Annotated in this window: 15 protein-coding genes and 1 pseudogene; 7 read left to right on the forward strand and 9 right to left on the reverse strand. The window is 66.7% G+C overall.

What is annotated here, in order from left to right; all coding sequences use genetic code 11:
- The first annotated feature begins 8 nt into the window (after nucleotides 1-8).
- Nucleotides 9-674 carry a protein-L-isoaspartate O-methyltransferase family protein gene (locus D779_RS07110; protein ID WP_043751680.1) on the forward strand — a complete coding sequence of 222 codons (666 nt, stop codon included), beginning with the start codon at nucleotides 9-11 and terminating at the stop codon, nucleotides 672-674.
- Between the two features lie 158 nt (nucleotides 675-832).
- The gene (locus tag D779_RS07115) at nucleotides 833-1,411 is read left to right on the forward strand and encodes an isochorismatase family protein (RefSeq protein WP_043751683.1); all 579 of its coding nucleotides are present in this window, start codon (nucleotides 833-835) and stop codon (nucleotides 1,409-1,411) included.
- A gap of 52 nt (nucleotides 1,412-1,463) precedes the next feature.
- Here the strand turns inward: D779_RS07115 and waaA are convergent, their stop codons facing one another.
- The 5 genes from waaA to D779_RS07140 form a co-directional block, all read right to left on the reverse strand.
- Nucleotides 1,464-2,786: a lipid IV(A) 3-deoxy-D-manno-octulosonic acid transferase gene (waaA, locus tag D779_RS07120; protein ID WP_232424103.1), complete on the reverse strand. Its 1,323-nt coding sequence runs from the start codon at nucleotides 2,784-2,786 to the stop codon at nucleotides 1,464-1,466.
- Nucleotides 2,783-4,492, reverse strand: a complete 1,710-nt coding sequence (locus tag D779_RS07125; protein WP_043751688.1) for a methyl-accepting chemotaxis protein — start codon at nucleotides 4,490-4,492, stop codon at nucleotides 2,783-2,785. The genes waaA and D779_RS07125 overlap by 4 nt, the downstream gene beginning before the upstream one ends.
- 93 nt (nucleotides 4,493-4,585) lie before the next feature.
- Nucleotides 4,586-6,007 carry a bifunctional D-glycero-beta-D-manno-heptose-7-phosphate kinase/D-glycero-beta-D-manno-heptose 1-phosphate adenylyltransferase HldE gene (gene hldE / locus D779_RS07130; RefSeq protein WP_043751817.1) on the reverse strand — a complete coding sequence of 474 codons (1,422 nt, stop codon included), beginning with the start codon at nucleotides 6,005-6,007 and terminating at the stop codon, nucleotides 4,586-4,588.
- Nucleotides 6,008-6,084: 77 nt separating this feature from the next.
- The gene (locus D779_RS07135; RefSeq protein ID WP_043751691.1) at nucleotides 6,085-6,855 is read right to left on the reverse strand and encodes a polysaccharide deacetylase family protein; all 771 of its coding nucleotides are present in this window, start codon (nucleotides 6,853-6,855) and stop codon (nucleotides 6,085-6,087) included.
- Entirely contained in the window at nucleotides 6,852-7,370 is a 519-nt protein-coding gene (locus D779_RS07140; protein WP_043751693.1) for an NADH-quinone oxidoreductase subunit B family protein, read from the reverse strand. The genes D779_RS07135 and D779_RS07140 overlap by 4 nt, the downstream gene beginning before the upstream one ends.
- Before the next feature lie 130 nt (nucleotides 7,371-7,500).
- On the opposite strand from D779_RS07140, the gene D779_RS07145 reads away from it, so the two are divergent.
- The 3 genes and pseudogenes from D779_RS07145 to D779_RS07155 form a co-directional block, all read left to right on the forward strand.
- Nucleotides 7,501-7,752, forward strand: a complete 252-nt coding sequence (locus D779_RS07145) for a type II toxin-antitoxin system Phd/YefM family antitoxin (protein WP_043751696.1) — start codon at nucleotides 7,501-7,503, stop codon at nucleotides 7,750-7,752.
- Nucleotides 7,749-8,009 (forward strand): Txe/YoeB family addiction module toxin, encoded by a 261-nt coding sequence (locus D779_RS07150; protein ID WP_043751699.1) that lies wholly within the window; start codon nucleotides 7,749-7,751, stop codon nucleotides 8,007-8,009. The genes D779_RS07145 and D779_RS07150 overlap by 4 nt, the downstream gene beginning before the upstream one ends.
- 45 nt (nucleotides 8,010-8,054) lie before the next feature.
- Nucleotides 8,055-8,723: pseudogene (locus D779_RS07155) on the forward strand (IS1595 family transposase); the annotation flags it as partial.
- A gap of 108 nt (nucleotides 8,724-8,831) precedes the next feature.
- On the opposite strand, the gene D779_RS07160 reads toward D779_RS07155, so the two are convergent.
- The 3 genes from D779_RS07160 to nifE all read right to left on the reverse strand — a co-directional run bounded on the left by D779_RS07160 (nucleotide 8,832) and on the right by nifE (nucleotide 13,096).
- Nucleotides 8,832-9,569 (reverse strand): NifB/NifX family molybdenum-iron cluster-binding protein, encoded by a 738-nt coding sequence (locus tag D779_RS07160; RefSeq protein ID WP_052347917.1) that lies wholly within the window; start codon nucleotides 9,567-9,569, stop codon nucleotides 8,832-8,834.
- A 66-nt stretch (nucleotides 9,570-9,635) separates the two neighbouring features.
- On the reverse strand, nucleotides 9,636-10,280 hold the full coding sequence (locus D779_RS07165; RefSeq protein ID WP_052347918.1) for a NifB/NifX family molybdenum-iron cluster-binding protein: 645 nt from the start codon (nucleotides 10,278-10,280) through the stop codon (nucleotides 9,636-9,638).
- On the reverse strand, nucleotides 10,277-13,096 hold the full coding sequence (gene nifE, locus D779_RS23210; protein WP_081763381.1) for a nitrogenase iron-molybdenum cofactor biosynthesis protein NifE: 2,820 nt from the start codon (nucleotides 13,094-13,096) through the stop codon (nucleotides 10,277-10,279). The genes D779_RS07165 and nifE overlap by 4 nt, the downstream gene beginning before the upstream one ends.
- Nucleotides 13,097-13,454: 358 nt before the next feature.
- On the opposite strand from nifE, the gene D779_RS07175 reads away from it, so the two are divergent.
- Nucleotides 13,455-13,694 carry a type II toxin-antitoxin system VapB family antitoxin gene (locus D779_RS07175; protein WP_043751702.1) on the forward strand — a complete coding sequence of 80 codons (240 nt, stop codon included), beginning with the start codon at nucleotides 13,455-13,457 and terminating at the stop codon, nucleotides 13,692-13,694.
- A complete protein-coding gene (locus D779_RS07180; protein WP_043751707.1) occupies nucleotides 13,691-14,104 on the forward strand; it encodes a type II toxin-antitoxin system VapC family toxin in 414 nt (137 codons plus the stop codon). Before D779_RS07175 ends, D779_RS07180 begins: the two co-directional genes overlap by 4 nt.
- 93 nt (nucleotides 14,105-14,197) lie before the next feature.
- Here D779_RS07180 and D779_RS07185 read toward each other — a convergent pair whose 3' ends face one another.
- The gene (locus D779_RS07185; RefSeq protein ID WP_043751709.1) at nucleotides 14,198-14,584 is read right to left on the reverse strand and encodes a NifB/NifX family molybdenum-iron cluster-binding protein; all 387 of its coding nucleotides are present in this window, start codon (nucleotides 14,582-14,584) and stop codon (nucleotides 14,198-14,200) included.
- Nucleotides 14,585-14,597 lie beyond the last annotated feature (13 nt).

Raw genomic sequence — 14,597 nt, forward strand, 5'->3', positions numbered from 1 at the left:
CGCTCCAGATGGAAGAGAGTACCGAGCTCGCTCGCTTCAATATGATCCACCAGCAGATCCGCCCCTGGGGTGTCCTGGACGAGCGCGTACTGGAAACGATGGCCGAGATCCCGCGCGAGTCGTTCGTTCCGGACGCCTATCGCGGCTTGGCCTATGCCGACATCGAGGTTCCGATCGGCATCGACAATTGCATGCTCGCGCCCAAGGTCGTCGGGCGCCTGCTGCAGGCGCTCGCGGTGAAACCGGGCGACAAGACCCTGGAGATCGGCACCGGCAGCGGCTATCTCAGCGCCTGTCTGAGCCGGCTGGGGGCGCGGGTCGTCAGTCTCGAGATCGACCCCGTCCTGGCCAATGCGGCACGCGCACGGCTCGAGCGCCTGGAGTTCGCCCGCATCGAGGTCAGGGAGGCCGACGGCCTGGCCGGCCCGGTCCAGGGCGGCCCCTTCGAGGCCATCGCGGTGACCGGTTCCATGCCCACGGACGCGGCGCTCGGCATGCTGCGGGACCAGCTCGCGGTCGGCGGCCGGCTATTCTGCGTGATCGGAGAGGAGCCGGCCATGCGGGCCATCCTCGTCACCCGGACCTCCCAGACCGGCTTCCGGCAACAGGCTCTGTTCGAGACCAGCCTCCCCTCACTGCTCAACGTCGTCGAGCCCGCCGGGTTCGAATTCTGATCCAATCCCGAATGCGGCTCGACTTGCGCGAGCCGCATTCGGGATTCCCTCGACTATTGTTCATTCCAATTCTTGATCTTTGCCAGCTTAATAGCGCACACTCCTTCGACCGCCCATAAGCGGGTCAATAAATACTAATTCGTCGGAGGACATACGCCATGAGCATCCATCAGGCCCAGATGCCGCTGTGCCAGCGGGCATCCTCGCAATTGCTCATCATCGACGCCCAAGAACGTCTCGCCGCCGCCATGCCCGCGGACGAGCTCGATGCGGTGGTCGAAAACATCAACCGCCTGGTGACCGCCGCCAAGATCCTCGGGATCCCGGTCATCGCGACCCAGCACTATTCCAAGGGGCTCGGCCCGATCATCGAGGACATCCGCGGCAACATGCCCGACACGGCGGACCCGACCGAGAAGACCGCCTTTTCCTGCTGCACCGCCCCGGGCTTCGAGCGCAACATCTCATCACATCCCGAGCGCCGCCAGCTGATCGTGGTGGGCATGGAGGCGCATATCTGCATCGTGCAGACCGTTTCGGGTCTGCAGCGCTGGGGCTATCAGGTCTTCGTGCCCGCCGACGGCATCATCTCGCGCAAGCCGGCCTACAAGGAGAACGTGCTCGAGCGCATGCGTCACTGTGGCATCCAGGTGGTCTGCACCGAGTCGGTCGGCTTCGAATGGATCGGCGACTCGACCGCCGCCGAATTCCGCGACGTCTGGTCGTTGTTCAAGTAAAAGAGCTTCCGGCCGGCCGCCAGCGACCGGCTTCCAGCGGCGGATACCCCATTCAGCTGGCAGCTGGAGGCTGGAGGCCGACCGCTTCCTCGATCACCTCCAGGAGACGATCCAGGGCGCCCCGATTGCGCTCGACCACGGCCAGGCCCCGCGCGCCCACCTCGGCGCGCAGGGCCGCGTCGGCGAGCCATGTCCGCAGACGCTCGGCGAGCGCCTCGGCATCGGGAACCCGCTCCGCTCCGCCCGCCTCCAGCATCATCTCGGTGATGGCGGCGAAATTGAAGGTATGTGGCCCGACCAGGACCGGGACGCCGGATGCGGCGGCCTCCAGCAGATTGTGCCCCCCGATCGGCACCAGACTGCCGCCGATGAAGGCCACGTCACCGGCGGCCAGCAAGGCCGGCAGCTCGCCCATGGTGTCGCCGAGAAAGACGGCCGTCTCCTCGCCGCAGACCTCCTGACGGCTGCGGCGAGCCAGCGCGAGCCCGTGCCGCGCGACCAGAGCGGCGACCCGGTCGAAGCGCTCCGGATGGCGCGGCACCAGGATCAGCAGGGCGCGCGGAATCCGCGCCAGGAGACGGCGATGCGCCTGGAGCAGCATGGACTCCTCGCCTTCGTGGGTGCTGGCCGCCACCCAGACCGGACGCTGTCCCCACAGCCGCCGCAGGGCCTCGGCGCAGTCGCGCTGACTGGCCGGCTGGCGCAGATCGAACTTGATGCTGCCGGTGACCCGCACCCGCTCGGGCGCGGCCCCCAGTGCCATGAATCGCTCCGCGTCGCCCCGGCTCTGGACCGCGATCCGGCTGAAACGCTCCAGGGTCTCGCGGCTCAGCTCCGCCACCCGGGCATAGCCATGCGCCGAGCGCTCGGACAGACGCGCGTTGGCCAGCACCACCGGGATCGCGCGCTGCTCGCAGGCCGCGAGCAGGTTGGGCCAGATCTCGGTCTCCATCACGATCGTCAGGCCGGGCCGGACCTGATCGAGAAAACGTCCGACGACGCCGGGCAGGTCATAGGGCGTATAGCGATGGGCCACACCCTCGCCGAACAGCTCGCCGAGCCGCTCGGCGCCCGTGGGCGTGGTGGTGGTGACCAGGATGCCGCTGTCCGGAAACCGGCTCTGAAGGCGGCGGATCATGGGACCGGCCGCCTGGACCTCTCCGACAGAGACGGCATGGATCCACACGGACGCCCTCGGTGCCGGCTCGCCCCAGGCCAGACGCTCGCCGACGCGGCGTCGATAGCCGGGCGCCTTGAGTCCGCGCCAATAGAGCCTCGCCAACGCCAGCGGGAGCGCCAGCCTCAGGATCAGGGTATAGAGCCCGCGCGTCGCCAGCCTCGGCCCGTCGTTGCGGACCACGCGCTCCTGCATCATGCGATCAGCCGGTCGAGCAGTGCCTGCAGATGCTGCGACGCGTCCAGCATCTGCCGATTGAGCGCCTCGGCCTGATCTCGATCGGCCGCATCGTGGGCCTTGACCACCGATTTGCCCAGCTCGTGGACCTGCCGGTGATGGGCGTCGATCTCATTGAACAGCTGGTTGTCGGCGAACCGTGCCTGCCCCGGCCCCTTGTACCAGAGACCGAAGGTGCAATTCAGATGGTCCGGCAGCGAATCGGCGTCGATGCGCTCGCGCCCCATCTGATGCTGCTTGATGCGGCGCACGAAGAGCATATGGGCGATCTTGGCCTTGTGGATGACGCTATTCACATTGTCCTCGCAATAGAACCGGCCGAGCGCGCCCTGCAGTTCCTGGAAGAGGGTCATCAGCTGCCCGGCCGTCGCCTCGGCCTGCTGCGACTGGGCCAGCGAGTCCTGGGTCAGGTCGTTGATCTGCGCGATGTTACGGGCCACCTCGTTGTTGGTCGCGGCCAGTTCCTCGGCCGCGGTGGCGATCTGGTCGATCTCGGAGCTGACCGCCTGAGCGCCGTCCAGGATGTCCTGCAGAACCAGGCCGGACCGGCCCGCCGCCTCGCTGCCACGCTCGGCCTCGCGCAATCCCTGCTGCATGGATTCGACCGCCGCCCCGGTCTCGGCCTGGATCGCCTGGATCATCCCGCCGACCTCCTGGGTCGCCTGATTGGTGCGGTTGGCCAGGGCTCGCACCTCATCGGCCACCACGGCGAATCCGCGTCCAACCTCGCCGGCGCGCGCGGCCTCGATCGCCGCGTTCAGGGCCAGCAGATTGGTCTGATCGGCGATCTCCTTGATGGTGCCGACGATGGTGCCGATCTCGTGCGACCGTACCCCGAGCGCCTCGACCGCCTCGGCCGAGCCTCGCACCCGCTCGGCGATGGCCTTCATGGTATCGACCGTCTCCCGCACCACCTCGGCCCCCTCGGAGGCGGTCCGGCTCGCCTGGCGGGAGCGCTCCGCCGCATTGGTGCAGCTCTGGGCGATGCTGTCGGTGGTGACCGTCATCTCCTCGGTCGCGGCCGCCATGCCGGTCATGCGGTCGGCCGATTCCTGCACCCGTACCAGCGCCTGGTGCGCCTCCATCTCCAAGTGGAAGACGGAGTCCACCGCCACCGTGCTCTGGCCGTGGACATCGCCCAACATCTCGCGAAGCCGGGCGTGGAAGGAGGCCAGCGCCTGGGCCACACCGCCCAGCGCGAGCCGATCGTTCATGGCATCCGACCGATCCCAGTCGAGCTGGCCATTGGCCAGCCTGGCGAGCAGGCTCTCCAAGGCCGATAGCGGACGAGTGATGGAGCGGGCGACAGCGGACGTGATCAGGGCGAAAAGGACCAGGAACAGCGGAATGAAGACATGCACCCCTGACTTCAGACGGGCGAATCCCGCATCCACGGCATCCTCCGCCACGCTCCGAGCGTCGGCGGCAAGCCCCGATAGACGGGCGACCCGATCGCGCGTCACCGTCCCGCCGCGATCGAGCTCGGCCAGCAGGTCGGCGGCCTGCCGGTCGAGCTCCGACATGCGCTCGACCGTCTCGATGGTCGAGCGCTCGAGCCCGTTCAGCGAAACCAGAAAAGCTGCATACCCACCGAGGAGAACGACGAGAACGAAGGCCAGGATCAGAGAGAACCGATGGGATACCTTCAGGCCGAGGAAAGGGTTCATGAGGCTTGCCTGCCGCAATAGACGCTAGTGTAGACAGAGTACGGGCAAAATATGACGCGGGGCCGTCCTACGCGGCGCGGCCGGGCTCTCGGATCAATCATCGCGGATGGCCCCGATGATACGGCTGGTGGACCGCCCCGGAAGGAACGCCAGGATCCGCACCTCGCCGCCATTGGCTCGGACGCATCCGGCGCCGGCGATCTGGTCCGGTCGATAGTCGCCTCCCTTGACCAGCAGATCCGGCTTGACCCGGCAGATGAGCGATTCAGGGGTATCCTCGCCGAAGGCGCAGACCCAATCCACCGACGACAGCCCGGCCAGAACCGCCATGCGCTGCTCGACGCCGTTGATCGGCCGGCCCTCGCCCTTCAGACGCCGCACCGAGTCGTCGTCGTTGACCGCGACGATGAGGCGGTCACCCAGCCGTCTGGCCTGCTGGAGATAGGCGACGTGCCCCTCGTGCAGGATATCGAAACAGCCGTTGGTCATGACCAGACGCTCGCCGCGCGCCTGTGCTTCGACCGCCGCCGCGACCAGGGCCTCCTGATCGAGAATGGCGTGCCACTCGGCACCCATATAAGCGCGCTCCAACTCTCGCGCCCCAACGGTCGCCGTGCCCAGTTTGCCGACCGCGAGCCCGGCGGCGCAATTGGCCAGTGCGCAGGATTCCTCGATCCCGACTCCGGCCGCCAGTGCTGCGGCCAAGGTCGCGATCACCGTATCGCCCGCGCCGGTCACGTCGAACACCTCGCGCGCCTGGGTCGGCAGATGCAGCGCCTCGACATCGGCGCGCACCAGCAGCATCCCACGCTCGCCGAGCGTCACCAGCATGGCGTCCAGATCCAGTTCGTCGCGCAGATTGTGCACGCGCTCGACCAGAACGGCGTCGTCGCCACAGACACCCACGACCTCCTCTAGTTCCCCCCGGTTCGGCGTCAACAGGGTCGCACCCCGATAACGGACGAAATCGCGCCCCTTTGGATCGACCAGGACCGGCTTGTCCAGCGCGCGCGCCAGCCGGATCAGCGGCTGGGGATCGGCCAGGGTGCCCTTGGCATAGTCGGATAGGAGCAGCAGATCCGCATCCGCCAGCGCCGCCTCGATCATCGATGGCAGGGGATCCTCGCCGAGCGGGGTCAGAGACCGCTCGAAGTCGAGCCGAATCAGCTGCTGATGATGGCTGAGCACCCTCAGCTTGGTGATGGTCGGCAGATCGGCGCGCCTGTGCAGCCGGGCCCGGATCCCCCGCCCGGCGAGCCGTTCGGCGAGGATGTCGGCCGCCTCGTCCGCCCCGGTGACCCCGGCGAGCGAGGTTCTCACGCCAAGCGCCGCCAGGTTGAGCGCCACGTTGGCCGCGCCGCCCGGCCGGTCCTCGACCCGATCCACGTGCACCACGGGCACGGGCGCCTCGGGCGAGATGCGCCGGGTCGCCCCGGTCCAATAGCGGTCGAGCATCAGATCGCCCGCCACCAGCACGCGGGCGCGGGAGAAATCGGGAAAGACAGGGACGGAAATGGCGTTCAAGACCGCAGGATCTCAGCGAAACGATGGAGCCAGTCTAGCTTGAGGCCGAGCATTCTGGCCAGGACGGGCTAATCGCGGGGGAGACTCGCGCGCCATTCGGCCAGCGCCGGCTTGGGCGCGTTCTTGAAGGCGAGCTTCCACCAGTAGCCGATCAGATTGTCGCCGTAGGAGATGGCCTTGCGCGGCAGGACCAGCGGATGATCGAGCCCCGTTGCGGCACCGCGCAGGCAGGTGGTGGCGCTGCGATAGCCAGCCTCGGCGGCCAGCTCTACCGTCTCGCGGTCGAAGCTGCCGAAGGGATAGCAGAGATGCTCGACCGGCTCGCCGAGCACGTCCTCCAGCACCGACCGGCTCTCGGCCAGCTCGCGCACCTTGGTCGCACGGTCGACCTCGGCGAGTTTCACATGGTCGAGCGTATGGGAGCCGACGGTGATGCCGGCCTTGCGCATGGCCCGCAACCGCTCCCCGCTCATCAGGGTCGGGATGGGCCGGCCCGGATCCTTGCCGAACCATTCGGCCGAGCGTCCGAGCCAGCCGCCGATGGCATAGAGCACGGCAGGGAAACCATGACGCTGCAGCACCGGCAATGCATGGTCGGCGAAGTTGTCGTAGGCGTCGTCGAAGGTGAGCACCACCGCCCTGGGCGGCGTGGGACGCTCGCCGCTCAGACAGGCCAGCGCCTCCTCCAGCCCCAGCACCGAGTAGCCGAGCAGGTCAAGGAATCCCATCTGATGCGCGAACTGGCGATGATCGCAGTAATTCGCACGATGCGCCTTCATCGGCGCGAACGCGCCGACCTGGTGATACATCAATATGGAGATGCCCGGCGATTCGCTCATGCCGACCCTTCTCGCAGTGCCGCCAGCAACCCCTGTAGCAGATCCACCGGCGTCGGCGGACAGCCCGGGATCTTCACGTCCACCGGGACGACGTTCTCCACCGCCCCGCAGCTCGCGTAGGAGACGCCGAACTCGCCACCGGTGCAGGCGCATTCTCCGGCCGCGATCACGAACTTGGGAGAGGGCGTCGCGCGCCAAGTCCGGCGTAGCGCGGTCTCCATGTGACGCGAGACCGGTCCTGTCACCAGCAGGGCATCGGCATGACGCGGCGAGGCGACGAAGTGGACGCCGAACCGCTCGACGTCGTGATAGGGGTTGTTGAGCGCATGGATCTCCAGCTCGCAGCCGTTGCAGGAGCCGGCATCCACCTGGCGAATCGCCAGACTGCGCCCGAACCGGGCATCGATGCGCCGGCGCAGCTCGATACCGATGCGCTCGAGCTCGGCGTCCGTGGGATCCGAAACCGGCTCGGTGACGACGCCGGGGGTGAGCGATTGTTTGAGGATGCGGAACATGGTTAGAGGACCGGAAGATTCATGTCAGGGTTTGGCCGATGCGGAATGCCTTGGACCTGTTGACGCCCATGATGCCCACTCCTAGAATCCCTGTACGTTTTTCTGTACAAATTATGGCCCGGAGACTTCAGTGGACGCCATCAGCTATACCGCCGCGCGCGCCAATCTCGCGAAAACCATGGAAAAGGTCTGCGCGGACCACGCACCGGTCATCATCACCCGCAAGAGCGAGACCCCGGTGGTCATGATCTCACTCGAAGACTATCAGGCCATGGAAGAAACCACCTATCTGCTTCGCTCGCCAGCCAATGCCAGACGTTTGCTCGAATCCATTTCGGAGCTCGAAAACGGCAATGGAACCGAGCGAGACCTCATGGAATGAGGCTGACATTCTCCAGCAAGGCATGGGACGATTATCTGCATTGGCAGAAAACCGACAAGAACCTGCTCAGGCGAATCAACGCGCTCATCAAGGAGATTCAGCGTACCCCGTTCGAGGGAATCGGGAAACCCGAGGCATTGAGACACGGCCTGTCAGGCTACTGGTCCCGGCGAATCAACGAGGAGCACCGAATCGTATACAGGGTTGCCGACGACACGCTGTTCATCGCCCAACTCAGATATCATTATTGCGATTGAAGCACCGATCCCGCGAAGGTCAATGTCGTTAAGTGTTTCGAGGTCGTGCGTACCCTGCGCTGGCCTGAAGGTCCGCGTCGCGTGCACTGCGACTCGGCGGTGATCAGCAAGCAAGATCGGGACACGACGCAACCCCAGCGGCAGAAATACCGTTGCAGCGACTGCGGGCGCTGGTTCGACGATCTGACCGGGACCGTCTTCGCAGGTCACCATCAACCACTGCGCACCTGGGTGGTATGCTTGTATTTCATGGGCTTGAATCTATCCAATCGCCAAGTGAGCCACGAACTGGGCCTGCACAAGGATGACGCTCAACGCATGACCGAGCAACTGCGCGCGGGCATCGACAGCCAGCAGGTTCTCCCCGAACTCACCGGCGAGGTCGAGGCCGACGAGGTGTACGTGGTCGCCGGGCACAAGGGGCATCCCAAGGCGGTGAGACAGCAAGGGCGCCAAGGCCGTCGTCGCCGCCTGAAGGGTGCTCGCGACCAGGGCACCCTGGCCAAGGAAAAACCACCGATTCTCGGCCTGATCCAACGGGGCGGCGAGGTTGTGTTTCACATGCTCGAGAATGTCCAGCAGAAGACCATCGAACCGTTGATTCGCACCATCGTGACCAAGGGGACACGCTTCTACGCCGATGAGTACGACATCTACGCCCGCTTGCCCGCCTGGGGCTACGATCACCACAGCGTTTGCCACAGCCGCGGCGAATAGGCCCGAGACGAGGACGGCGACGGTTTCCACGAGATCCACGTCAACACGACCGGTGGCGGGGACCTGAATAGTTACGACGTGCGTTGCGGGCGCCGAGCGGGAACCTCAGGAGACGGACAGGACGGCGCTTCCGCGCCGCGCGGACGGTGCCGCTTGCACCGATTCCGTCATGCGCTGGGACATCTCGCCCCCCATCGCCTTCGCCAGCCAAGGCGGCGGATTGTCGCGCAGCATCTGGCGCACGGCATAGAGCGCGACCGGCGCCGTCATCGTCTTGAGATAGGTGACCGGATAGATCCCCTGGTGGACCAGGGGCGCCATCGCCCGGTTGCCGACCGACCGCGCCAGCAGAAGCTGACAGTCGCCGATCCGTTCGGCACGCCACACGGGCCGGTTGCCGGCCGCCTTCTCGCCGCCGGTACCGCGCACCTCGATCAGCCGGATCTCCTCGCTCGAGACCTGGTAGACGAGATAGCGCAGACAGGTGCCGAAATCGCCGTCCAGCATCAGCCCCTCGTTCGAGGCGACGGCGACCCGGACGGAGCCGGGCAGATCGCCGTCCCGATAGAACTCGACCGTGGAAATCGCGGTATCGAGGATGTCGACGCCCGCGCGGTCGCCGAGAAAGGCGAGCGCCTCCTCCAGGACGCGTCGGCGAACCCTGCCGAGCTCCCCGCGCCTGGCGCTGCGCAGCTGCCGGAGCGTCAGCGCCTTCAGCTTCTGGTCCGTCAGCGGCATCTTGAGGACGTCGATGAGCAGGGGCACGAGCCGCGCGGGCGGGATCTGCAGCGCACGGGCGGCCAGACCGATGCGCAGCGCCAGGGCATGAGAGAGTTTGGCCATGATGTTCTGTCCTCCTCAGTCGGAAATGGGTGGAACGTCGGCGGAAAGGGTTGCGGGACGGCCCGATCAGAAGGGATCGACCCAGCCGTGCTCGAGCCGCCGCTCCGGTTCGAGCGGGTTGTCCGCCACCGGACCGCTCCGGGCGCGCCCCAGTGCCTGCTCGACCCAGGCCACTCCGCCATGATGGATCGCGGCATTGACCCGGTTGAGCAGATCCTCGATGGAGTGACCCTTCTCGACGATGATGGGCTGAACGCCCGCCGCCATCAGACGCTTGACCGACGAGGAGCCGATGGAGACGGCATAGACCGCCGCCACCCCGTAGTGCTGCAGCAGCTCGAGCTTGGCGACCACCTTGTCCTCGGGCGGATTGTCCGAGGGCGGTCCGACCTCGTCCGGGCTGGGGGCATAGGGCTCGGCGCTCTCCCGGGCCTTCTGGGTGAAGAAGGTCGGGCGATTGCGGTAGAGGTACCAGTAGAGCTTGCGGAAGCCCGGGATCTTGCGCAGCCAGTCGCTCAGCTCGCGCTGCCGCATCTCCTCGGGCAGACCGATGAAGCGGTTGGCCCCCTTCATCTCGACCTTGACGAAATCGCCGACGCCGAGGAAATCGGCGCGGTTGCGGGCGATTTCGAACACCAGTAGGCGCTCGGCGGCACCGAAGTGCATATCGACGTGCTCGTTGTCAGTGGAGGCGAAGGCGACACGGATCATGGCTGACGTTCCTCGGGGGCGTGGCTGGAATCGAAGACCTCGAGCGCGCGCGGGGTGCCCTCCCAGAAACGGGAGCGATAGGGCGGGATCATCCGATACTGGGCCGTCAGTCGGTTGTTCAGCTCGAAGAGCGTCTGTCGGCTGCCGCGGTAGCCGACCCATTGGCGCAGGTGCGCCCCGGCCTCGTCATGGATGGGGAAGCCGGCGCGCAGCAGCTGCACGCCCATCCGGGCGGCGATCTCGGTCCCGTGCGAATTGGCGATCAGGAGCTGGGCATCGCCCTCCCCGGCCTGGCGCTCCAGGTCCTCCAGGTCGCCGATGGTGATCCGCTCGAGCGGCAGCCGCTCGAGCAGCGGGGACCTGGTCGTGGTCACGGCCGCGACCGTCTCCATCCCCTGGTCGGCGAGGAGCCGGCTGAGGGCGCCGAGCAGGTCGGGATCGGCGGCGACGGCGACCTTGGCCCCGCCGAGCTGGAACTGGCAGTCGACCATGGCATCCAGCAGCTGGCTGCGCTGGCGCTCCAGAGTCGCCGGCACCTGGGTATTGGCGATGTTGGCGAGCACCTGGGTGAAGGCATCGCAGGCATCGAGCCCCATGAGTCCCTCGAAGCGGTAGTCCGGCACCCCGGTGCGGGCCTTGAGCAGATCCGCCGCGCGGTCGAGCGAGGCACCGATCACCAGGGTCGCGGCGGATTCGCCGAGCCGCGCGATCTGGTGGCGGCCGACGCCACCGTAGGTCAGGGTCGAATAGCCCTGCTCGATCAAATGTCCGTCGAGCGAGTCGCCGATGTCGGGCACCACCACGGCCTGCAGACCGAAGGCGCCGATCCATTCCTTGATGGCCTCGATGTCGCCGGGCGTGAGCATGGCGCTGGCCAGTACCGTGACCTGACGCAGGCTCCGGACCTTGCCGTGCGGTGCATCCGGGACCAGATGGCGGACGATGGCCTCCACGGCGGCGGCGAAGCCGGTCTCCAGACAGCCCAGGGCATCGCTCGCGCTGACCGGCACCACGGCGGTCGCCAGGTACTGCGGACAGGTCTCGCGGAACAGCCTGAGGGTGCGCTGGATGTCGGCGCCCTGGGTCTCGGACAGCCCGGTTGTGATGAGCCCGATCAGCTCCGGGCGGTTGATCTCGCAGATGGTGCGCAGGGCCTCGACCAGGTTGTCGTCGGCCCCCATCACGGTCACCACCTGGTCCATGGCCGTGGTCTGGAGCGGGATGGGCTCGCGGAAATGGCGCATGAAGAAGAGCTTGTTGAAAGAGGTGCAGCCGCGCCCGCCGTGCTCGAGCGGCATGGCGCGGGCGATCCCCAGGAAGGGCAGCGAGGCGCCGACCGGCTGGCTGACCTTGAGCGGATTGACCGAGAGCGGCTTGTTCGATCTGACGATGGCGGGCGCGGCCGGCTTGGGCATGGGAATGGGTCCGGTGGGGCGCTGCGGAGCCTGCCAGCGCGGGATCTCGCGCACCTGACGCCAGACCGGGTTGTGGATGGCGGCGACCAGGTTGCGCGCCAGTTCGAGCATGCCGCGGTAGCCGGCGTAACCGACGCAGCGCACGTGGTCCAGATCCAGGAAGGGCAGCCGAGCCTTGAGGGTCGGGTAGATGTAGCGGTCCCCGGCGATCATGATGTCGGCGCGGCACTCGTGGAAGGCCTCGAGCAGCGCCACCTGGTCGTTGTCCGCGATCATGCGGGCCTCGGGCCCCATGAGCGCGAGGATGCGGGCCTTGTCCTCCTCGGTGGACTTCTCGGTGCCGGTGGCGACCACGGTCATCCCCAGGTCCTGCATGGCCGAGACGATCGACCAGGACTTGTAGCCGCCGGTGAAGACGAAGGCGCGCTTGCCGGCGAGCCGGCGGCGCAGCGGGGCGAGCCGGGCGTGGATGGCGGCCTCCTCGCGGGCGATCAGGGCCTCGGTGCGGGCGCTCAGATCGGAATCGCCGAGCGCCCGGGCGAAGCCGCGCAGGGCGGCCGAGGTCTCCTCGACCCCGTAGAAGCTGCCCTCGAAGAAGGGGATGCCGTTTTCCTCCTGCAGACGCCTGGCGACGGGAAGCATGGCCTTGGAGCAGACCACCATGCTAGCCTCGGCGCGGTGCATGGTCTGGACCTCGCGGAAGCGCGCGTCGCCCGAGAGTGTGCAGAGGATGCGCAGACCCAGCGCGTCGAACAGCGGCGCGACGTTCCAGAATTCCCCGCCGACGTTCCATTCGCCGATGAGATTGACGTCGTGGCGCCGGATGCCGGGGTGCTCGGCGCCGGCCGGGGCCGGATCCGGCTCGCGGGTGCCGATGACGTGCCTGAGAAGCACATCCCCGGCGATGCGGTTGCCCAGGTTCTTGTTGCCGTAGAAGCCGGCGCAGTCGACCGGGATCACCGGCACGCCCCAGCGCGCGCTCGCCGCCTTCGCCACGGCCGGCACGTCGTCGCCGTTCAGGGCCGGGACGCAGGTGGTGTAGACGAAGACGGCGGCCGGGTGGTGGGTCTCGATCGCCTGGCGGATGGCGAAGAAGAGACGCTTCTCGCCGCGTCCCATGATGACGTCCATCTCCGAGAGATCGGTCGTCATGCCGATCCGGTACAGCCCCGCCCCGCTGGAGCGCGAGCCCCGGTTGTCCCAGGACGAGCCCGCGCAGCCGATGGGACCGTGCACCACATGGGCCGCGTCGGCGATCGGCACCAGCGCGTTGCGCGCCCCGTCGAAGGCACAGCCGCCCTGAGTCGCGCCCGGCTTGGCGCGGACGCATCCGGATTTGCTCTTGCGATTGTGCGCGCAGGCCGGCTCGTCTTGCAGGGCCTTCAGCTCGCTGGCATTCATCAGTCGCTCTCCCGATGAGCTGTCATTGTTCGGGAGGTCTAATGCAAAGGGGCTGCCAAATGCGTGGCGCGGAGCTCGTTCGAACGTCACGAAACGGACCTAATTAATTGATTGGAATAAAATATAAGACGTGTGACGACACATGAGGCCAAGCCCGGCACGCGCCTTTTCAATAGGTCTCGATCAGTTCGAAAACGGCAAGCCGTACCTGAGAGAACGGGCGACGGCCATGGCGAACATTTCCGAGCGAATCGCCTCTATCCGCCCCGCTCGAATCAGACCTCGTCTCGGATTGTGCAGATCCGGAAACTCCTGCTTAATATTGGCGATATCGATCTCAACATCGAAGGACCTTTCAATGCCCCTGCAAATCGCCAATCCGGCCCTTGTCGGCAAGGTGGAGCGCCTCGCCAGAGCGACGGGCTTGAACAAGACGGCTGCCGTCGAACGCGCGGTCGATCGCCTGCTTTCCGAACTGGAAGGCCCACCGCAGAATGCGGTCAGCATGAACGCCCTGCTGGCACAGCTCGACCGTATCCCCGATCGAGACGACGCCCTCGATCCCCTGGCGTGGGACGACATGGGACTCCCCAAGTGATCGTCGTCGATACCTCGGCGCTCGTAGCGATCGCCTTCGGGGAGGCCGAGCGGGAGGTCTTTGTCGACATCATCCAGCAAGCGCCGCGGGTGCTGATCAGCACCCCCACCGCCCTGGAGACCAGAATGGTGGTGCACGGACGCAAGGGTGAACGGGCGGTAGCGCTGGTCGAGGATCTGCTGCGCTTGCCGATGTTCGAACTGGTCGCACCCGGCAACACTGAATTGCAGGCCGCATTCGCGGCCTTCGTCACCTACGGCAAGGGTAGCGGACACCCTGCCAGCCTGAACTTCGGGGATGTCTTCAGCTATGCGCTGGCGAAGGTGCGCGGTCTGCCGCTGCTGTTCAAAGGCGAGGATTTTTCGCAGACGGACATCGTCGCCGCCTGGCGACCAACGTCCCGAGGCTGACTGACTGCGCAGACACTGCTCACTGGAAGCGGCGGCCGTCGCCTCCGCCAGCCATGTTCGACGCCGCGCTTCAACGAAGCGAGAGTCAGTCGCCTACCCCTTCGCCCGCCGATACCAATCGGAAATCGACTCTTCGATCGATCCAAACGGATAATCATCCACAGGTTCGATACCGGCCTTTTCGAGCCTCGCCCTCGGCCCCTCCCCCACCCGCGCGACGAAGAGCGCGCAGCAGTCCGCGAGCGCGCGCAGGATGATCTCGCGCTTGTCCTCGTCGCCGTAGCCGCCCTGGCAGTAGTGCTCCACCTCGCGAACGGCCACGAAGCGCACGCCCTCGGGACCGACCGCGTAGACGGAGAAGGAATCGGCATGGCCGAAATGCTGGTCGATCCGACCGTTGCCGGTGGTTGCGACGGCGACGAGGCGCTCGTCGGCGCCGAGCGCGACGGGCTCGGGCTGGGTGACGGAGGAGTGCGGCATCTGTGTCTCCTGG

The sequence above is a fragment of the Imhoffiella purpurea genome (assembly GCF_000585215.1).
GTDB lineage: Bacteria > Pseudomonadota > Gammaproteobacteria > Chromatiales > Chromatiaceae > Imhoffiella > Imhoffiella purpurea.